The 21,288-nt window shown below is 38.8% G+C and carries 16 protein-coding genes, 4 tRNA genes and 1 riboswitch; of the genes, 9 read left to right on the forward strand and 11 right to left on the reverse strand.

Going from position 1 to position 21,288, the window contains the following annotated elements:
• Window positions 1–33 precede the first annotated feature (33 nt).
• From metH to murQ, 4 genes are all read right to left on the reverse strand, one after another.
• Window positions 34–3,735 (reverse strand): methionine synthase, encoded by a 3,702-nt coding sequence (gene metH / locus ASU31_RS05920; protein WP_057931444.1) that lies wholly within the window; start codon window positions 3,733–3,735, stop codon window positions 34–36.
• Between the two features lie 137 nt (window positions 3,736–3,872).
• A riboswitch (SAM riboswitch) is annotated at window positions 3,873–3,977 on the reverse strand.
• Window positions 3,978–4,090: 113 nt separating this feature from the next.
• The gene (locus tag ASU31_RS05925; RefSeq protein ID WP_057931445.1) at window positions 4,091–4,846 is read right to left on the reverse strand and encodes a Bax inhibitor-1/YccA family protein; all 756 of its coding nucleotides are present in this window, start codon (window positions 4,844–4,846) and stop codon (window positions 4,091–4,093) included.
• A gap of 38 nt (window positions 4,847–4,884) precedes the next feature.
• On the reverse strand, window positions 4,885–5,451 hold the full coding sequence (locus ASU31_RS05930; RefSeq protein ID WP_057931446.1) for a hypothetical protein: 567 nt from the start codon (window positions 5,449–5,451) through the stop codon (window positions 4,885–4,887).
• A gap of 87 nt (window positions 5,452–5,538) precedes the next feature.
• A complete protein-coding gene (gene murQ / locus ASU31_RS05935) occupies window positions 5,539–6,342 on the reverse strand; it encodes an N-acetylmuramic acid 6-phosphate etherase (protein WP_057931447.1) in 804 nt (267 codons plus the stop codon).
• Between the two features lie 190 nt (window positions 6,343–6,532).
• Between murQ and ASU31_RS05940 the strand changes: the two genes are divergently transcribed.
• The 4 genes from ASU31_RS05940 to ASU31_RS05955 all read left to right on the forward strand — a co-directional run bounded on the left by ASU31_RS05940 (window position 6,533) and on the right by ASU31_RS05955 (window position 10,708).
• Window positions 6,533–8,140, forward strand: a complete 1,608-nt coding sequence (locus ASU31_RS05940; protein ID WP_057931448.1) for a S41 family peptidase — start codon at window positions 6,533–6,535, stop codon at window positions 8,138–8,140.
• Between the two features lie 151 nt (window positions 8,141–8,291).
• Complete coding sequence (locus ASU31_RS05945; protein WP_057931449.1) at window positions 8,292–9,425, forward strand: histidine decarboxylase; 1,134 nt, start codon at window positions 8,292–8,294, stop codon at window positions 9,423–9,425.
• A 74-nt stretch (window positions 9,426–9,499) separates the two neighbouring features.
• A complete protein-coding gene (locus ASU31_RS05950; RefSeq protein ID WP_057931450.1) occupies window positions 9,500–10,096 on the forward strand; it encodes a short chain dehydrogenase in 597 nt (198 codons plus the stop codon).
• A 105-nt stretch (window positions 10,097–10,201) separates the two neighbouring features.
• Window positions 10,202–10,708, forward strand: coding sequence for a GNAT family N-acetyltransferase (locus ASU31_RS05955; RefSeq protein WP_057931451.1), 507 nt, complete (start codon window positions 10,202–10,204; stop codon window positions 10,706–10,708).
• A gap of 215 nt (window positions 10,709–10,923) precedes the next feature.
• Here the strand turns inward: ASU31_RS05955 and ASU31_RS05960 are convergent, their stop codons facing one another.
• The 4 genes from ASU31_RS05960 to era form a co-directional block, all read right to left on the reverse strand.
• Window positions 10,924–11,433: a GNAT family N-acetyltransferase gene (locus ASU31_RS05960; protein WP_057931452.1), complete on the reverse strand. Its 510-nt coding sequence runs from the start codon at window positions 11,431–11,433 to the stop codon at window positions 10,924–10,926.
• A 287-nt stretch (window positions 11,434–11,720) separates the two neighbouring features.
• Window positions 11,721–13,022, reverse strand: coding sequence for a ribosome biogenesis GTPase Der (der, locus tag ASU31_RS05965; RefSeq protein WP_057931453.1), 1,302 nt, complete (start codon window positions 13,020–13,022; stop codon window positions 11,721–11,723).
• Window positions 13,023–13,176: 154 nt separating this feature from the next.
• Window positions 13,177–13,683: a TlpA family protein disulfide reductase gene (locus ASU31_RS05970; protein ID WP_057931454.1), complete on the reverse strand. Its 507-nt coding sequence runs from the start codon at window positions 13,681–13,683 to the stop codon at window positions 13,177–13,179.
• Window positions 13,684–13,699: 16 nt separating this feature from the next.
• A complete protein-coding gene (era, locus tag ASU31_RS05975) occupies window positions 13,700–14,596 on the reverse strand; it encodes a GTPase Era (RefSeq protein ID WP_057931455.1) in 897 nt (298 codons plus the stop codon).
• Window positions 14,597–14,709: 113 nt separating this feature from the next.
• Here era and ASU31_RS05980 point away from each other — a divergent pair.
• From ASU31_RS05980 to ASU31_RS05990, 3 genes are all read left to right on the forward strand, one after another.
• A tRNA-Met gene (locus ASU31_RS05980) sits at window positions 14,710–14,785 on the forward strand.
• 70 nt (window positions 14,786–14,855) lie between these two features.
• Window positions 14,856–14,927 (forward strand) — tRNA-Glu (locus ASU31_RS05985).
• Between the two features lie 150 nt (window positions 14,928–15,077).
• A complete protein-coding gene (locus ASU31_RS05990) occupies window positions 15,078–15,962 on the forward strand; it encodes an IPT/TIG domain-containing protein (protein ID WP_057931456.1) in 885 nt (294 codons plus the stop codon).
• A gap of 99 nt (window positions 15,963–16,061) precedes the next feature.
• Here ASU31_RS05990 and ASU31_RS05995 read toward each other — a convergent pair whose 3' ends face one another.
• Entirely contained in the window at window positions 16,062–16,523 is a 462-nt protein-coding gene (locus ASU31_RS05995; protein ID WP_057931457.1) for a hypothetical protein, read from the reverse strand.
• A 405-nt stretch (window positions 16,524–16,928) separates the two neighbouring features.
• On the opposite strand from ASU31_RS05995, the gene ASU31_RS06000 reads away from it, so the two are divergent.
• Together ASU31_RS06000 and ASU31_RS06005 are read left to right on the forward strand one after the other, a co-directional pair.
• A tRNA-Met gene (locus ASU31_RS06000) sits at window positions 16,929–17,004 on the forward strand.
• Window positions 17,005–17,033: 29 nt separating this feature from the next.
• Window positions 17,034–17,105: transfer RNA gene (locus ASU31_RS06005), tRNA-Glu, on the forward strand.
• 65 nt (window positions 17,106–17,170) lie between these two features.
• On the opposite strand, the gene ASU31_RS06010 is transcribed toward ASU31_RS06005, so the two are convergent.
• Together ASU31_RS06010 and ASU31_RS06015 are read right to left on the reverse strand one after the other, a co-directional pair.
• Window positions 17,171–18,310: a trypsin-like serine peptidase gene (locus ASU31_RS06010; RefSeq protein ID WP_057931458.1), complete on the reverse strand. Its 1,140-nt coding sequence runs from the start codon at window positions 18,308–18,310 to the stop codon at window positions 17,171–17,173.
• Between the two features lie 3 nt (window positions 18,311–18,313).
• Complete coding sequence (locus ASU31_RS06015) at window positions 18,314–21,217, reverse strand: hypothetical protein (RefSeq protein ID WP_057931459.1); 2,904 nt, start codon at window positions 21,215–21,217, stop codon at window positions 18,314–18,316.
• Between the last annotated feature and the right edge of the window lie 71 nt (window positions 21,218–21,288).

Consider the following 21,288-nt stretch of genomic DNA (forward strand, 5'->3'; position numbering starts at 1 on the left):
TGTATACAATTCCCTGCCCTGTAGAAGCTGGGGTTAATAAGCTAAATTTGGACTTAGCCACCGCTCTACTTCTTCAATCGGCATATTCTTTCTGATGGCATAATCTTCAATCTGATCTTTGGTAATTTTTCCTAATCCAAAATACCTCGAATCGGGATGCGCGAAATAAAAGCCGCTTACTGCTGCTGTTGGGTACATGGCATAACTTTCAGTTAAGTGCAATCCTATTTTATTCTCCGCATCAAGTAATTGGAATAAAGTTCCTTTTTCGGTATGTTCCGGACAGGCAGGATAACCTGGCGCTGGACGGATACCTGCGTATTCTTCCTTAATCAATTCCTGGTTGCTCAAGTTTTCATCCTGTGCATAACCCCAGTATTCTTTACGCACACGTTCGTGCATGCGCTCGGCAAAGGCTTCAGCTAAACGATCGGCCAGTGCTTTGGCCATGATGCTGTTGTAATCATCGTAATTGGATTCGAACTCATTCACCAGCTCATCAATCCCTATACCTGCGGTTACGGCAAAACCACCAAAATAATCCTGAATACCACTTTCTTTCGGCGCAATGAAATCAGACAAAGCATAATAAGGCTGCCCATCTACTTTTTCGGCCTGCTGGCGGAGGGTGTGAATAGTTACCAGTTTGGAGTTCTCAGTTTTCAGTTCGGAGTCATTTGACAACTGATCACTGGTAACTGTCAACTGAATATCGTCTCCTACGGCATTTGCTGGCCAGAAACCGATTACGGCCCTTGCTGTTAACAGTTTTTCATCGAGGATGCGTTTTAATAAAGTCTGTGCATCATCAAAAAGTTTTTTCGCCTCGTCGCCTACATTTTTATCATCGAAAATTTTAGGATAACTGCCACGGAGCTCCCAGGTATGGAAAAACGGCGTCCAATCGATATAGGGAACCAATTCTTCTAAGGGATAATTATCGAAAACCCTTGTACCTGTAAATTCAGGAACAGGCAGGTTAGGTTGAAAATCGATCTTAAATTTATTTGCACGGGCTTCCTCTAAAGTTTTAAACCGTTTATCCGATCGTTTGTTTAAATGCGCTTCGCGGGCTTTGTCATATTCTGCCCTGATGCCTGCTATATATTCGTCTCTCGTATCCGGATTCATTAAAGTACTGCAAACCGTAACACTTCTGGAAGCATCTAACACGTGGATAGCAGGCCCAGAATAATTTGGTGCTACTTTTACTGCCGCATGGATTCTTGAAGTAGTAGCCCCACCAATAATTAAGGGAATGGTAAAACCTTCGCGTTCCATTTCTTTGGCAAAGTGGACCATTTCATCCAATGATGGCGTAATCAATCCACTTAAACCAATAATATCGGCTTTTATTTCTTTGGCTTTTTTGATGATTTCCTGCGCAGGAACCATCACGCCCATATCAACAATTTCGAAGTTATTACAAGCCAATACTACGCCCACAATATTTTTTCCAATATCATGTACGTCGCCTTTTACGGTGGCCATTAAAACTCTTCCGGCAGATGAATTTTGATCCTGATCGGGATTATCCAGCTTCTCCTGTTCGATAAATGGCAATAAATAGGCTACAGCTTTTTTCATTACCCTTGCTGATTTAACCACCTGGGGCAGGAACATTTTTCCGGCACCGAATAAATCACCCACAATGTTCATCCCGTCCATCAATGGACCTTCGATTACCTGAATCGGGCGGGCATATTTTTGTCTGGCTTCTTCCACATCATCATCCAGGTACTCTACAATTCCCTTTACTAAAGAATGCGATAACCGCTCTTCAACAGAACCTTTTCTCCACTCTTCATCTTTAACCACCTCTTTACCTTTCGATTTTACGGTATCGGCATATTCTACCAAACGCTCCGTAGCATCGTCTCTTCGGTTTAAAAGTACATCTTCTACCCTTTCTAACAATTCGGGTGGAATTTCCTGATAAACCTCTAACATCCCTGCATTTACGATCCCCATGTCTAAACCTGCCTGAATGGCATGATAAAGAAATGCAGAGTGCATCGCCTCGCGAACCGTATTATTCCCCCTGAAAGAGAAAGAAATGTTAGAAACCCCTCCGCTTACTTTGGCATGAGGTAAGTTTTCTTTGATCCAACGGGTGGCATTTATAAAATCGACAGCATAATTATTATGTTCTTCTAATCCGGTTGCAACAGTTAAAATGTTCGGATCGAAAATAATATCCTCTGGCGGGAAACCAATTTCGTGTACCAGAATATCGTAACTTCTTTTACAGATTTCTTTCCTGCGTTCGTAATTATCGGCCTGTCCCTGCTCATCAAAAGCCATTACTACTACCGCAGCACCGTATTGCATAATTTTGCGTGCACTTTCGCGGAACTTCTCCTCCCCTTCTTTTAAAGAAATAGAGTTTACGATTCCTTTTCCCTGCAAACATTTTAAGCCATTTTCAATAACCGACCATTTAGATGAATCGACCATGATTGGCAATTTGGCAATATCCGGTTCAGAGGCAATGAGGTTTAAGAATTTGGTCATCGCCGCTTCCGAATCCAACATCCCTTCATCCATGTTCACATCAATTACCTGCGCACCGCCTTCAACCTGTTGCAGGGCAACGGCCAGTGCAGCTTCATAATCGCCACCCAAAATCAATTTAGAGAATTTAGGGGATCCGGTGATATTCGTCCTTTCACCAATATTTACAAAAATACTTTCCGGAGTGATGGTTACGGGTTCCAGCCCGCTTAAACGCATGTAAGGTTCAAGAACCGGTATTTTCCGGGGTTCAGCTTTTCTCGCATTTTTGGCAATACAACCAATATGCTCTGGCGTGGTACCACAACAGCCGCCCACAATATTCACAAAACCAGAGGCAATAAAATCGTCAACCAAATGTGCGGTTTCATGTGGCTGTTCATCGTAAGCACCAAACTCGTTTGGTAAACCTGCATTCGGATAAGCCGAAACATAACAACCTGCTTTTGCGGCGAGTTCCTCAATATGCGGACGCATTTCTTTAGCACCCAAAGCACAGTTAAAACCGATACTTAATGGTTTTGCATGCATTACGGAATTCAAGAAAGCTTCGGCAGTTTGACCTGAAAGTGTTCTTCCGGAGGCATCGGTAATGGTACCGGAAATCATGATCTCCAGTTTACGGCCAATTACCTCTTCGTATTTTTTAATGGCCACAATAGCCACTTTAGCATTTAAAGTATCGAAAATGGTTTCGATTAATAACACATCAGAACCACCATCAACCAAACCACGTACCTGCTCATAATAAGCCGCTTCCAGTTCATCAAAATAAACCGCCCTAAAACCAGGATCGTTTACATTCGGCGACATGGAAAGGGTACGGTTGGTTGGGCCAATAGCACCGGCAACAAAACATTTACGGTCTGGATTTGCGGCCATGAACTCGTTTACAGCTTCTTTTGCCACCCGTGCACCTTCAAAACTCATTTCGTAAGAAAGGTCTTCCATCTGGTAATCGGCCATGGAAATGCGCTGTGTACTGAACGTGTTGGTTTCGATAATATCGGCACCAGACGCCAGGTACTCCAGGTGTATTGTTTTTATAATATCCGGACGTGTGATGTTGAGCAAATCATTATTGCCTTTTACATCACAGGGATGGTTTTTAAATCGCTCCCCTCTAAAATCTTCTTCGGTTAAGGTATATCGCTGAATCATGGTACCCATTGCACCATCAATCACCAAAATACGTTTTTCTAATTCTTCTCTTATGCTCATTCTTGTTGTTAGATATGAGAACTGAGATATGTGATATGAGAATTATTAAGCACAACTTATCGCTCAAATCTCATGTCTCCCATCTCAAATCTCAAAAAAAGCTTATTTAAAAAGTTGGTACGTGAATCGTAATCCTAAACTTATCTGTTTCTGCTATTTGCAGAATAGAATTTAGCACCTTGTATGGTTACAGGTTGCTAAGACTTCGTTGGGTCTAATCCCTCCGTCTTTCTTAATAAGCATACAAAAATGCAACAAAGCTACATCAATTCCAAAATTTATCGCTTCGCAACCAAATAAAATTACAAAGGCCATGCAATTCTGCACGGCCTTAAGAATATTGTTCTGTTAATGACTACTTTCTGCTTCCGAAAATACGAAGTAAGAAAAGGAAGATATTTAAGAAATCCAGGTATAAAGACAATGCTGCTACAATAGCCATTTTTTTAGATTCAATCTGAAGAACCTGTTCGCCGCTAGCTTCGATCCCTTCGCCAATTCTTTTAATTTTTTGTACATCATAAGCTGTTAATGCTGTAAATATGGCAATACCAATAAATGCCATAAACAAACTGAACTGTTCACTTTGAACAAACATATTAATTACACTGGCAATCACTAAACCAATTACCCCAACCATTAAAATCGGTCCAAATTTACTTAGATCGATATTGGTTGTGTAGCCCATAAATGCCATAATTCCAAATATTCCGGCAGCTCCTGCAAAACAGCTCACTACTGAACCAGCAGTATAGGCAAGTAAAATAAAGCTTAAGCTTATACCAGTTAAAACTGAATATAGAACAAAAACACCAACTAAAGCACTATATGACAATCTACTTAATCCGAATCCCATTAATAAAACTAAGCCAAGTGGCGCAAACATTGCAATGTATCCAAAAATAGTATTGCTTACTTTTCCTGTTTCAGGATTTATAACGCGGAGATATTGCATTAATTCAGTATTGGTGCCAAATAAAAAAGCAGCCACTGTTGATAAACTCAATGCCACGAACATCCATAAGAAAACGTTTGCAAAGAATTTTTTAGAAACAGTTTTTTCCTGTACAAAAACACTGTTGTCCTGATATTGATAATTTTGTTGTTCCATTTTAAATTTCGTGTATTTAACTATATAAAAATAAATATTTAGTTTAATCTTTTTGTCAGCAGTTCTTCAACTTTTTTAAAGAACTGTAAAGGTTTTAAGGTACGCCATGGCAAATTGTCAAAAGCACCACCAAAGTTAATGTAATAATCGATGTTATTATCGCGAAACTCGGTGATTACGTGTTCCTGAAAATTAACTCCAACAATCCAGCCATCTTCTACTTCCTGAAACCACTCTTCGTAATAACTGTCATCAGAGGCATGAAAATTCAGTATATTTTCACCGATCAGGATAAATTTATTAATGCCTTCATCCATCATCAGTTCTAAAATATCACGTTTCAGCAGCATAATGTCGTTGTTAATGGCATCGTTCCACTCGCCTATAAATTCTATAACGGCATAACTGCGATCATAATCGGCGTATAACACCTTCATGTATAAGGTATTCGAACCAAACTCGTCCCATTGCGGGTGCAGTAAAAAATTGTAAATCTGCTTATCGAAGTAAAGTTCTGAATATTCGGTATTGTAAAACGGCGAACGCTCATCTTCTGCCGAAATATAATCATCTCTCCACTGGTAATAAGGCTCAATTTCGTGCATATACTTTAATTATTGAATGAGTGAATTTTGAATGAGTGAATGTTAAGGTCATTTCTACATTACATCATTCTATCCTTCTCTCATTTCTTAGTGTCCTGCTTCAACTGCTTTACGTACACTTCCATAACGGGTTAACAACTCAGCTGCTTCATCGTAACCTATATTTAGTTCATCGGCCACCATTTGTGTACCGCGGTCTACAAGTTTATGATTGGTTAACTGCATATCGACCATTTTATTGCCAACTACACGCCCCAACTGAACCATAACTGTGGTGCTTAACATATTTAACACCATTTTTTGCGCCGTACCAGATTTCATGCGGGTAGAGCCGGTTACAAACTCAGGGCCAACCACCACTTCAACCGGAAAATCCGATTCTGCAGCAATAGGTCCGCCGGTATTACAAACGATGCAACCTGTTAAAATACCATGCTTACGTGCCGTGTTTAATCCGCCGATTACATATGGCGTAGTACCTGACGCTGCCAGGCCAACCAAACAATCTTTCTCGTTAATTTCAAATTCCTGAAGATCTTTCCAGGCTTGTTCGGCGTCATCTTCAGCAAATTCTACCGCTCTTCTAATGGCCGTATCTCCGCCGGCAATAATTCCAACAACCCAATCAAAAGGAACACCGTAGGTAGGCGGGCATTCTGATGCGTCTACTACACCTAAACGACCACTTGTACCTGCACCTATATAAAAAAGACGACCACCTTTTTTCATTCGATCGGCCACTGCCGATGTTAATTTTTCGATCTGAGGCAAACATTTTTCAACTGCAAATGCTACAGTTTTATCTTCGTTATTAATGCCCTGCAAAACTTCTAACACCGACATCTGATCGATGTGGTTATAGTTAGATTCTTGCTCGGTAACTCTATTCATAAATTTAATTTTGATAAAATTCGGTAAATTCTTTCTAAAAACTACCCTAAAAACCCAAAAATATCTGTCATAAATTTCAACCTATCGCTCCATTGCATTAATTAATGTTAAATATTATAAACAAAAGACATGAAAATGCAGTTAAAAAATATATCAACTCGCTAATTTTCATAAATTTGCAGTAACGCTGATGAAAAAAAACACTCGAAATAACGTACTGATCGCTGCAAGCTATTCTGTAATTTTAATAGTGGGTATGTTTTTGGGCATAAAATTCATTAAAGATCAAGGCTTTGGCGTTAAAAAGAGTCCTCAACTCGCCAACAACAGCGATGAGAAATTAAATGAGATCTTACACATCATCAATGGTAATTATGTTGATGACATCAATACCGATTCGCTTCAAAACTTACCCATAGATAGCGTTTTACACCAACTTGATCCACATAGTGTTTACCTGCCGCCAACCGATGCACAGGATATGACCGATAACCTGGAAGGGAACTTTGAGGGTGTGGGCATAGAATATTATATGCTTAACGATACCATGATGGTTACCGGCGTGGTTAAAGACGGCCCTGCTTACCAGGCCGGGATAAAACTGGGCGATAAAATCCTAAGTATCGATACGGCAGTTGTAAGTGGAAGAAACTTACCAAAAGACCAACTTACCGGCCGATTTAAAGGTAGATCAGGAACGGGTGTTAGCGTGGTACTTTTACATCCAGGAGCACCGCAAAGTAACCGCATTATGGTTACGCGAGGCAAAGTAAATATCAGCAGTATTGATGCCGCTTATATGATCAATAACGAAACCGGTTATGTGCGGATCAGTAAATTTGGTGCCAATACCGATAACGACTTCTCTGCTGCAGCCAATAACCTGAAAGCAAGAGGCATGAAAAAACTGATTCTTGATTTGCGCGACAATGGAGGCGGCTATTTTACTGCTGCTACAGGACTGGCCGATCAGTTTTTGGGCGAGAACAAACTTATAGTATATACGCAGGGTAAACATGAACCACGCACCGATTATTTTTCTACGGGCACTGGTGCTTTTCAAAATGGCAAACTGGCTGTCCTGATTAATGAAAATACCGCTTCGGCCAGCGAAATTGTAGCTGGAGCCATCCAGGATCTGGGGCGCGGAATTATTGTTGGCCGCCGTTCTTTTGGCAAAGGCTTGGTACAAGAGCAATTTGCTTTTGGCGACGGCTCTGCATTGAACTTAACCATCGCGAGATATTACACACCATCTGGTCGTAGTATCCAAAAATCGTATAAAAAAGGTTACGACGCTTACAAACACGAATTAGACGAACGCATGATGGATGGAGAGCTCACCGGAGACCGGACCTCATTTCAGGATTCTATTGAGAAAACAGAAGGTGTAAATATCCAACCAACAAAAAAAAATAAACCTTTGGGCGGTATCCAGCCCGATGTATTTGTAAAATTAGATACGAGTGGCTACAATAAGTTTTACAGCAATTTAGTGAGCAAAAAAGTGCTTTCTGATTATGTATTTAATGTACTTACCAATAAGTATAGCGCGAGTTTTGTAGAGCAGAATATCAATATCTTTACCATAAATGATAACGACTTTAAAGACTTTATCGGTTATCTTCAACGCAAAAATGTAACGATAGATCGTTTTCAATTGTATAATTCGAAAAATGTGATCTTGAATGATTTAAAAGCTTTGCTTTGCCGTTATTATCTGGGCGATGTAGGCTATTATAAGGCAGCAAACCAAACCGACAATGCTGTAAGACAAGCGCTACTTAACCTTCAATAGCCATATTTTATATTTCATGGGCGATAAATGCACAGCTTTAATTGAATTTTAATTTCGAGTAATTACACAAATACAAAATAATACTCTTAATCAAGAACAAAACATAATACTATATTTTGTTTTATTAATTTTGTCCGCAAATCATATCTTTATGGAAGCGGGCAAATTACATGAAAAAGATCAACAGGTATTAAATGATCTATTAGAGAACGTTAAGAAACAGACCGATTTATTTTTAGGTTACCCCGTTTCAAAAGACTTCGATTATCAGGCACTTTCTGATTTTTTAAAATACCCGATGAACAACCTGGGTGATCCTTTCGTTACTTCGACCTATGCCGTAGGCTCGCGTGAACTCGAAAAAGAAGTAGTTCAGTTTTTTGCTGAACTATTCCGTGCGCCTGCAGATAACTGGTGGGGTTATGTAACCAATGGTGGCTCAGAAGGAAATCTTTATGGTTTATACCTTGCCCGCGAATTACATCCAAAAGGAATGGTTTATTACTCTGAAGCTACACATTATAGTGTGCAAAAAAACCTGCACTTACTCAATATGTCGAATATCGTTATCCGCACCCAGGAAAATGGAGAAATCGATTACGAAGACCTTGAACACACCATTAGGATGAACCGTCACATGCCTGTTATCATTATGGCTAATATTGGCACCACCATGACCGAGGCCCGTGACGATGTGGCCAAAATTAAAAGCATCTTAAAAAAACTGGCTATCCAACATTATTATATCCATGCCGATGCTGCACTTTCTGGCACCTACAGTGCATTGATTGAACCCAGACCAGCATTCGACTTTGAAGATGGCGCAGACAGCATCGCCATTAGCGGTCACAAGTTTTTTGGCTCGCCGATGCCTTGCGGTGTGGTGATTGCCAAAAAATCGAACCGTGATCGGATTGCCCGTTCGGTGGCTTACATCGGAAGTGTTGATACCACCATTACCGGATCTAGAAATGGCCATAGCCCCTTATTTTTATGGTACACCATTAAACGTTTGGGTATAACAGGTTTAAAAACCAGGGCCATGCACAGTTTAGCAACCGCAGCTTATACCGAACAAAAACTTAAAGCGCTGGGTATTGCTGCATGGCGAAACATGAATGCTATAACCGTAAACTTCCCTACCCCATCTGCAACAATCTGTAAAAAATGGCAGCTGGCTGCAGAGCAGGGAAATTCGCATATCATCTGCATGCCCAACGTAACGCAAGCGCATATCGATCTTTTGATTACCGACCTAAAAGCAGAAATTGTGTTGCAGGATTGACGCGATACAAACATTTTAATGACCCCGATGTTTAATAACGACACTAATCTGGTATCCACGTTAAACATATTTATATGAAAATAATAATTGTAGGCGCGACAGGCACATTGGGCAAAAAAGTGGCTGAAGCTTTTGCGCAAAAACATGAGATCATCCGCGTAGGAAATACCAAAGGTGATGTTCAGGTAGATATTACCAATGAAGCATCGATTAAAGCCATGTTTAAGCAGATTGGGCCGTTCGATGCTCTGATCAGTACCAGCGGAAAAGGCCCTTTTGCGCCTGTAAGTCAGATGACGGGTGAAGTATTTAAGAGCGGCTTACTAGACAAACTATTGGGTCAGGTTAACCTCGTGCTTATCGGTCAGCATTACATTAATAAAGGTGGGTCATTTACCTTAACTTCGGGTATATTGGCTGATCATCCTGTAGCTGCTGGTGCCGCACTAAGCACAGTAAACGGAGGTTTAAATTCTTTTGTTCTCGCTGCTGCTCCAGAACTCGAAAATGGGGTTCGTATAAACGCCATCAGCCCCAACGTGGTTGAAGATTCGCCTGCTTATTTCGATTCTTTTCCTGGCGAAATTCCGGTTACCATGGAGAAAGTAGTTAAAGCTTACGAGAAAAGTGTGCTGGGCATTGTAACAGGACAGGTAATAAAGGTTTATTAATTGCGCTCGACATTTTTAAGACATTTTTTTTAACAAAAGCTTGTTCTAAAATTTTGATTATTCAAAACCCAAAGCTTTATATTAGCCTATCTAACAAACTCAAGCATGATAGAAACAGAACGCCTCATTTTAAAACCATTAACACACGATCAGCTTTTAAAATACATTAAAGATGATCATTCTTTAGAACAAGAGTTTGGCCTTTTACCAACCAAAAAAAACATTTCTCTTTCGCTTCACGACGCTTTGGAACAAACGATTTTACCTAACGTTTTCGATAAGGATAAAGATTACCTGTACCATACCTTATGGACAATCATATCTAAACCCGATCATAAAATGGTAGGCGATATCTGTTTTGTTGGTGAGCCTGATCCAAATGGCGAAATCGAAATCGGTTATGGTACTTACGAGGAATTTAGAGGTAAGGGCTTTATGACGGAAGCCGTTGGCCGCTTAATAGAATGGGCTAAGGAACAGCCAAAAGTGAGATCTGTTTTTGCCGCGACCACAAAAGACAATGTCGCCTCGTATTCAATTTTAGAAAAAAACAACTTTATCCATATTGGAGAAGTTGATGATATGTTAAGCTGGAAAATTGAATTGAAATGATTTAATCCATCGTCCTCGTTTGCAACGAGGACGTACGAGTATGCCGATTGCATCGGCTTAAGTGATTTAAACACATTACAAATGTGTATTTCATTCATCCTCGTTGCAAACGAGGACGATACTAAAAAAATGCTGACCACGAAGTAGCTATTAGGCCTTTAAAAACCATAAATACTACCAATAAAACGAGTTCAACATGACGACCGTTTTATAATTTACAATACGATCTCAAACAAACTTAAACTGATTCCTTCATAGTGTTTCGGTAGCCCGTCAGTTTTTTCCATACTTACTACCCCAACATAGTCAAAGCCACAGCCTGTATAATATTCGAGTAATTTTTCATTATCTGCCCAGGTGTCCATTCTGATAAATTTAATGTCGTTCTTTGCACCGTAATCCTTAGCCCATTTGATAATTTCCTTCACAAAAGAATAGCCTCTAAATTCGGGATGGGTTACAATCCTGTGGATATAAATCGCATCATGATCCCGTTCTCCCCAAATTAACTGATCGTTAAACGTAACGGCAAATACACAGGCCACCACGCCATCTACAAGAATTTTATATTGGCGGTTTTCATCAATTTCGGTTTGCACCATTTCTCTGCTAAAGCCTTGCCAATGTTTATTAAATACTTTCTTTTGGTGGGCAATAGCCATATCATAAAATTCGAAAATGGTATCGATGTCAGCTGCCAGGCTATTTTGTACTTGTAATTGCATGAAGCAAAGGTAAGGGTATTTTCTGACCACTGACAAGGAGGATCGTCATTTCGACCGTAGCGTTCCAAAGGAACTCCTTTGGAGGAGAAATCTTTAAAATGTCCAATAAACATAGTTTTAAGATTTCTCTCCCGAAGGTTCGGGACTGTGCTCCAGTCGAAATGACGCTGGAGCAAAACAAAAACAGGGCTGCTTTCTCTTTGGAATGCAAGCCCTGTTTTAAATAAGATTGGTTTTTTAGGCATATCGACCTTACGCCCTCCACCTTTAAACCTTCAAACTCAAACCTATTTCTGTCTGAAATAAATCTGGATCGGTGCACCAGAAAAATCGAAGTTTTCTCTCAATTTATTCTCGATGAAACGTTTATATGGATCTTTAATGTATTGTGGCAAGTTGCAGAAAAAGGCAAACATTGGCGAAGTAGCATTAATCTGTGTGATGTATTTAATCTTAATGTGTTTTCCTTTTAATGCCGGTGGTGGGAATTTCTCAATCAGCGGCAACATCACATCGTTTAATTTAGATGTAGGGATTTTCTTGCTACGGTTTTTATAAACTTCTAAAGCTGCTTCAATTGCTTTAAAAATACGTTGCTTGTTTAATACCGAAGTAAATACAATTGGCACATCGGTAAACGGGCGGATACGCTCATGAATCTGCTCTTCGAAAGCTTTCATCGTTTGTGTATTCTTTTCGATCAGATCCCATTTGTTAACCAAAATTACGATCCCTTTTTTGTTCTTCTCGGCCAGGTGGAAGATATTGATATCCTGACTTTCGATTCCTTCTACGGCATCGATCATTAATACCACAACATCAGCTTCTTCTAAAGCTTTAATGGTACGCATTACCGAATAAAACTCTAGGTTTTCTTTAACCTTGGTTTTTTTACGTAATCCGGCAGTATCGATCAGCATAAACTCATGACCGAACTGGTTATAATGAATTTTGATCGAATCGCGGGTTGTACCTGCATTTGCAGTAACAATATTACGTTCTTTACCAATTAATGCATTAACCAGAGAAGACTTGCCCACATTCGGGCGACCTGCAATGGTAATTTTAGGCAATTGATTTTCTTCTTCCGGAATATCTTCGAAATTTTTAACAATCTCATCCAACAACTCTCCTGTTCCAGAACCCGTCATTGATGACAATGCATATACCTCACCTAATCCGAAACCATAAAAAGTATGGATTTCGTTATATAAAGCGGTATTGTCTACTTTATTCGCACAAACATAAACGGGCTTATTACTTCTGCGCAGTACCTGGGCAATATCATCATCTAAATCGGTGATGCCCGTGGTTACATCCACCATAAAGATTAATACACTGGCTTCTTCGATGGCGATCATTACCTGTTCGCGGATGGCGGCTTCGTAAACATCTTCTGAGTTGGCCACATAACCACCAGTATCAATTACTGTAAATTGTCTGTCTGTCCACTCACCCACTCCATAGTGCCTATCGCGGGTTACCCCGCTGATGTCATCTACAATCGCCTTACGGCTTTCTGTTAGTCTATTAAAAAGGGTGCTCTTGCCTACGTTTGGCCTGCCTACGATGGCTATAATATTACTCATGGTGTTCTTTTGATAGTTAATGGCTTATAGTTAATGGTCGTGATGTTTAGGCAAGCTGCTCAAACTATTTGGCTATCAGCCATTGACTATCAACTACTAACCGATTTATTTCGGGCTGCAAAGGTAAGGTTAATTTTCGTAACCTCCATTAATATTAATTTTTATACTTTTCTAAAAGTCCTTTTATTACCTCTTCTGTTAATTGATTTCCCTGCAATAAAGGAAAGCCCTCCCACCTAACAATTCCTTTCGGATCGATGAGAATAGCATGTGGAATACCTTTAACCTGAAGTGAGTCTTTTACCGTTCCTTTAGTATCTATGGCTTCAAAATAGTTGATTTTAGGATTATTAAAAGCTTCTACTTTTTCAGCTGTTTCATCAGAGACACCAATAATTACAATTTTATCGGCAAATTTCTTCTGGATATCGTTTAATGTTGGGATATATGCCCTGCATGGTCCGCACCAGGTTGCCCAAAAATCGATCAACACAAATTTCCCTTTGGTATCGGGCTGTTTTGAAATCCATTTTTCAACAACCAGGTCTGGTGCTTTTTCGTTCAGGATAGATTTTGCCCACAATTTTTTACCATTGTTTGATTCCTGAGCAAAAACCGCTGTACTGATCAGCAGCAAGAGAAACGTTAAATTTTTCTTCATATCCTAAAAATCGAAATTAATTATCGTAACCGAAGCTTTTTAAATAATTCTTTTTACTTCTCCAGTCGGGGATTACCTTCACAAACATCTCTAAGAAAACCTTGCTGTCTAAAAATTTCTCGATCTCTAAACGTGCTTCGGTACCCACCTTTTTCAACATGCTTCCACCTGTACCAATTAAAATGTTTTTTTGCGAATCGCGTTCGACTACAATTTCTGCAGTAATCCTGATCAATGCACCTTTACCGTTTTTCATTTCCTCTTCTTTAAAACTCTTCACAATTACCTCGGTGCTGTAAGGAATTTCTTTCTGATAATTAAGGAAAATTTTTTCGCGGATAATCTCCGAAACAAAGAAACGTTCCGAGCGATCGGTTAAATCTTCTTTGTCGTAATATGGCGGATGCTCTGGCAACATTTCGAGCACGCGGTCCAATAATCCGTCGACATTGTGTTTATGCAAAGCCGAAATTGCATAAATAGCAACCGGATTTAGCTTCTCCTGCCAGTAGGCAATCTTCTCATCAACCTGCTCCTGTAATGCTTTGTCTATCTTATTAATGAGTACAATTGTAGGGATATTACGGTTCAGAATTTTCTCCAGAACGTCTTCCTCATCATGCTCTTCGTTGATGTCGGTTACGAATAAAAGTACGTCGGCATCGGTCAAAGATCCGTTAACAAAGCTCATCATACTCTCCTGTAAACTGTATTTTGGCTTAATTATACCCGGCGTATCAGAGAAAACGATCTGATATTCTTCTTCATTTACGATCCCTAAAATGCGGTGTCTTGTGGTTTGTGCCTTAGGAGTTATAATGCTAAGTCGCTCGCCTACAAGCACATTCATGAGGGTAGATTTACCTACATTTGGTTTACCTATTATACTAACAAAACCTGCTTTATGCGCCATTAAAATATTTTTAAAAAAAAATTTGCAGCACAAAGAAACGAATTATATCTTTGCATTCCAATTCGGAAACAGAGTTAAGGATTTAATTCAAAGAAAAAACGAGTTGTATAGAGTGCGGGGTGGAGCAGTTGGTAGCTCGTCGGGCTCATAACCCGAAGGTCGCACGTTCGAGTCGTGTCCCCGCTACCAATTCAGTTGGTAGTTCACAATTGGCAGTTTTAATTGCAAATTGTAAACTGGAAATTAAAATACTGAAAATGGCCCGTTCGTCTAGGGGTGAGGACGCCAGATTTTCATTCTGGAAACAGGGGTTCGATTCCCCTACGGGCTACGATCCCGCTTTACGATAAGTAGAGCGGGATTTTTGCTTTTATGTACTTTTAAATACAATTATTCATTACAAATCAGCAGCTTTTTTTTTGGAGCAATTCCATTTTCCATATAGCAAAATAATTATCTTAGCCAACAGTTAAACTCTTTTATGAAAACCAAACGCTCTTATTTCTTCAATTGTATTACTTTCATTATATTTTTATTCGGCAGTTCATGTTCTAACAAAGACAATGATCTTACACCTAAATCACCTGTAATTAATAGTTTTGCTCCGACTGAGGCAACGATAGGCCAAACGATAACCATCACAGGAAATAATTTTGGAACCGACCCTAGCCAGGTTACTATTACGTTCGAAAATGGCATCAGCCTAAAGCCAAAAACCGTAACAACAACAATGATAGTTTTTGATGTTCCACCAGGTATGACAACCAGTAATTTTAACATCAGTATAATCAGTAATGGCGGTATCCTAACCGTAAAAAGCAGTAATGCATTGACAATAAAATACCTCTTAACCATTATTGGATTATCAACCGAGGCGGGCAGTTCAATTGTTAGCAGCGATAAATCGACATTACTTTCTACAGACATCAACAGTGCCACATCAAGGATTATGACGAATAAAGATGCTGCCGGGGAAAGCTATCAAACAGAATTAGTGCACGCAGAAAAGGCTAGCCTAAGCTTCCTCGACAATAAACATATTACAGCAACTTTTCCTCCAATGAATCCTGCTGATACAACCACTATTCCCTACATCAGATATACGCATAAAGATGATGCAACAAAAACCATTAAAGAATACCGCGCATACATCAGAAATAATAAAGTAGCTATACCAACTTTGACCAGGTTTGCCAGCAAGGATAAAATTACCGGCGACCGAGTTTCTGTAACTGTGATAGGCTATGATGTTGGTATGTTGTTGCTCTCTTCAGATACAGACTTCAATCCAAACATTACGGTTAGTGATTTTATCAACACATTCAAGGCTAGCAATCAGAAAATTTATCAACTTAAAGAAAATTAGTCCTGTCAAGGTCTTTAAATCATTTAAAGTGAAATTTAGAGATAACGTAATCCTTATTGAAAAGCCAAGCAGGGCTCTTACCTCCTTCAAACCTACTCGCTAGGGATAATCGGGCTTTAATTTTAAATCACTGATAAATTCCCTTCCTATTACGTTTTTATAAAACAAGAAACTGAAGCGCGATACACCGGTAATTAGCAATATGGGCAATACAAAACCTAGCCATCCAAAATTATACACACATAAGATTACGAAAATAGCAGGGGATAAAAAACCAAAAAGAGAATTCTTATCAATGTAGCTAAATTCGAAATCTCCCGATAGATGATCGTATACAATTGAGCCTTCCCTGATTCTATTTTTATATCTACTCGAATATGCTGATGATGGTAAAACAAAGCAAATCTCTGAGGTCGTCTCCTTTGTTATATTATATTTTTCTTTTTTCAGTATGGAAATAATTTCGTCACGATCCTTTAATTCGGGGATTTTGCCAACAAGGCGATGTGTTGATATAAATTCTTCGGTAATACTCATAAAACTAATACCTGTAACGGTCATTAAATATCGATAAATCTTTAGATAATTGATATGATTTAACAGAACATAGCGACGATTTACCTACACCTAATAGATATGTATAAAAATAGATTTCAAAATAAATTAACGTCATATATTGAAATCAAGCTAGCACAGGGCAAGAAATAATTCTTATTGGCTTATAATAGGAAAAGAAGCAAAATTTAATTACCCAAACTTACTATATAAAACAACGCTAGAGCCTTACTTAATTCACGCAACCCTCTCATTATCAAATCAAAATTTGCTAACGCCAACAAGTAATGGTTTTAAGGCTAAATGATCAATCAAAAATATTATCAAAAAATCTGCAAATGGTTTTGCAGGTATCAAAAAAACTCTTACCTTTGCACTCCTTCAAACGGATAAATATTTGAAGATATAGAGTGCGGGGTGGAGCAGTTGGTAGCTCGTCGGGCTCATAACCCGAAGGTCGCACGTTCGAGTCGTGTCCCCGCTACCAAAGAGTTGAAAGACACTCTGATATTTAATGGCCCGTTCGTCTAGGGGTGAGGACGCCAGATTTTCATTCTGGAAACAGGGGTTCGATTCCCCTACGGGCTACGATCCCGCTTTACATTGGGTAGAGCGGGATTTTTGCTTTTAGGGAGTTTAATCTATTAGCACATTCAAGGATTTATATAATCTGCCAACGCTGAAATTTTCATCACTTTTTCGCCCTTACAATAAGGGAATTGGCATAGAGAGGACTTATTACATGTACCATTCCAGATGTAATCGACCTCTCCAGAAACCAGTACGCCGATTACATCGTTGGTTGCCATATTGAATACCGGCGAACCTGAGTTGCCTTGAAAGGCATCCAATGAAGTATAAAAAAATTGAGGATGGCTATTCTCCTGTATTTCGGCATTTAAAGCTACTTTTGCGGGCAAACCTGATGGGTACCCAATCATATAAATTTCGGTATCTATCGCATGGTTTACAATGGGAGAAATGGATAGTGCTGATCTGGTAATCTCTTCTGTTACTTCAAAAACCATGAGATCGAGATCTCCGTCTTTATGACTAATCTTTTTAGGGTAATAAATATTGTTCTTAGCGATAATTGTATTAAATTTTCCTTTTTCCTTTAACATCTCGAAACCAAAAACTATTATATAATTTTCAAGCGGTTCTGTAAAAACATGCCCTGCTGTTACCATAGTACGCTTACCTATAATAAATGCAGTGCCAACACCAATAACAGGCTGATCTGCGAAAGGCTCATCTACACACAATTTGTATCTGGATTGAAGTGTTATGCCAGCTTCTATTTGAAAACTTGTATCGGAAATTGCATGTATTTTATCTTTTTCTATAACTATACCAATGGATAAAACATTATCATGAATTTTTTTCTGCCATGGAATTTTGACATTTAAAATGCTAGGTTCAATCCTGCTATCAAATTGTGACGGGCCAGAGAGTAGTGGTTTTTTGAGCTCAAGATTGCTTTTTATATTACTAAACATCATGGATTTCTGGTTGACAGCTTTTTTCTGCTTCACTTGTTTTTGACCTTGTTGCTTTACAACTTTTTGTTTTAACACAAGCTGATTGGTCACAACTTCCATTGGAGCGATCGCAATATTGTTGGCCAGCTCTACGGGTACAACTTTAAGGGCAGACACTGTTGCTTCAGGTAAAAGCACTATGGCCTTGTCTGCTATAGGCTCAAGCTCACGAAACGTTACAGACCGTGGTACCTTTCTGGCAAAACATGAGGACAAAAACAATATCAATAAACAAAGACCCCAAAATCTCATGGCTTACAATCTTGATTTGGTGTGGAAGTTGAGTAGTGGAATATCCAATACCAGCCCTATTCCCATCCTTACCGATTCATAGTTTTTTGTCACCTCAATATTCTGGCTATCGGCAGTTACCTCTTTCATATCAGGGCCATACTGCCCACCTATGTAAAGCGTTAGCGGACTTTTTCTGAATCCGTGAACAAAATAGATCCCTGGAGAAAAGATATTATTGAACTTGAAATCGGGCAATGATTTGGTGGTACTTTTATCGTCGAGTCTTAACCTTGTTAATGCGCCTATATCAATTATTGGTATAAAAAATCCGTTTGAACTTTCCTTTTCCTTGTATCCCCAGGTAAAACTCAATCCTACTGGTGCAGTAAACCCAAGAGAAGGAGCGCCATAAGCAACTTTATTTTTCCAGGTTACCTCAAGCGCAGGCAATATGCCCGGATAACTATTTAAAGAAAGATTAAATTGAGATTTACGTTTGATGGAATAGCTCCCTGTAGGCAGAGCGAAGGCTTTTATTGCCTTTTCAACCCCTACCGCATCCTCGGCAGTTGCCATACCATTAACGAAATTAATCATCGAAATCACTTTTGGATTAATGGTTACATCTGTTCTTTGTGGTAATTTCTGCACTAAATCGGCTATGAGTATATGTAACTCTCCTTTTAGATCAAGTAGTGTTTTATCTTTCTCCTCCTGGTTTCCATCCGCTACGTAATTGGTGTAAATCTGAATTGTATACTTTGAAATTAGCGTTCTAAAACGAGCCGTATCAAAGTCTTTAAAGATGATGTTACCATTGATTTCATACCTCACAATTTCTTTGCTCAGCTCTTCCGCAGCCAAATCAATTGCTGTATTTGAGTAATAAGAGATCAGCAGCTTCTTAAAATCTTCATCATTAATGACATTAAGTGTTTTCTGATCGATGGTTTGAGCGTTTAAAAGCAAGTTTCTTAATGCTTCAAGTTTGTTGTTTAAATTAGCATTTACTTTGTTTTTGTAATTTGCCAGATAAAAATATCTCATATCACTTACTTCTGCAGCGAGGTGAGTCGCAGATTTTCCAATTTTAGATTTAACATCTCCATTTTTATCCATGCTTAGGGTTTTAAACAAAATATGCCAGCTTTTGATATTTTCGTTGGGCTTAATAGAGGCTAAACGGGTGAGTGTTAAGGGAATGGTAGATAGCTGAGTTGAAGGTGCAATTTCAGCAGTCATTTGCAACGATTTCGTTAATGCCGTAGCATATTGTTTTTTCTGAAGATTGTAAATAATGTCATTTGCCGAGCTGGCCATAATCAGGTATGTTTTTGCATCTTTAAGAGACAACATTATACTGCCAGCAAGACCAGAATTTTGAGCCATCAGGCTTTTTGCAAAATCAGAACCTGATGTTAGTACCTGATCGGATAGGCTGATAATGCTGTTTACAAAATGGAAAACCGTATCTGCTCCGATTTTTTTACCCATTTTTTTTGCTTGCCTAATTTCCAGGGCTGTGGTATATACTTTATCTCCCCTTGTGGCAATTTCGGATAACATGGATTGAATTTGCTCCTTATAGTTTTGAGCTGTAACTACCTTGTTTACGATGTTCTGCATGCATTCAGACAGATAGTAACTTGTAGCATCTTTGTCTTTTTTAAAGGAAATATTGTAATACTTGAGGTCTTGCTGATATAAAAAACCAGTATACAACTGATAAAAGCTGGTTTCACTGGCATAACTTTCGAGGAAACTACTACCCGCAAACTTCGGTTCATCATTTTCAATCACAATCATGCTATAAGCGAGCATATTTGTCATTTCGATAGCATTCACAAGATTATGTTTCCAATAAGGCTCTTCTTTTTTCCATTTTTTCAAGGTTTCGCTGCTTTCCAATAGTTTGAAATAGTCTATTGGATATTTAATGTTAGATAGTTCAGGAATGATTTTTAACGCATCGAAAGCAAATTCTAAATTTGGGTAATCATTTATTAGCCTGGCAGTTCTCGGTGTATATTTAAGGTTTACAGCATTGGCCAGGATATGATTCAGATCATCTTCTATATATTGCTTAATTTCGTTAGGAAAACTGGTTAAACGGTCGGCACTAAAATTTTTAATAAAAGCAGTTGTTCTTGGTAAAATCACTTTGAATTCGGCAAGCGGGTCATTCGCACTGGGGTTTTCCATCCAGGTTTTAATATTTTCCATTGCGTACACCGTTAATTCATCTTTAATCCGCTCAGCCAAGAAACGGGCCAGCCCGTCAATATAGGTTTCAAAGCCCATGCTCCCACCAAGAAAAGGAATGCTTTTTTGTAAGGATGAATTGTAATTGCTTACTGCGTAAACATCAGGGGCACCGTTTACCGCATTATTATATTTTGTTATAAATAAAGCTATGTTATCACTCAAGAAAACATTCGGAGTTTGATAGATGTCGCAAAGGGCCCATAATTCTGCACAATCAATTGAGTCTTTTAATTTATAATATTTTTTTTGATGCTTTTCAATAGAGAGAGATGTTGTTACAATTGGAAAGACAGGCTCTTTAATACCATTTTTTTCTATGGTTATTGAGGTAGCAGCAACAAACGATGCTAACTGTTTCTTTTCGCCATTGAGGGTATCTTTAATCTTTACTACATTCTTCGTGCTCGTAGAATATTCGTCCGAAGAAATTTTGTGAATAAAACTACTTCTTTGATCATCCGTGAGATAAGATTTAAATATAGAAATAACTAAACTTCTATCTCTAACAATTTCTTCCTGTTTGGTTTCCGGATCTAACGCGTTGTAATTTTTTTTAAGTAAGTCAACCAGAAGCGCGGCATTGCCAACTACAGGAGAGTTTTTTTGACTAAACGCAGGAATAGTCAAAAAAATCAGAGAGAGATAAATTAGAATTTTCATTTCGAGAATTTGTGAGGGTTAAGAACGTAGTATCTGATAGACTTGTGACGTCTTATTAAAGATAAATACTT

The sequence above is a fragment of the Pedobacter ginsenosidimutans genome, from assembly GCF_001442625.1.
Lineage (GTDB): Bacteria > Bacteroidota > Bacteroidia > Sphingobacteriales > Sphingobacteriaceae > Pedobacter > Pedobacter ginsenosidimutans.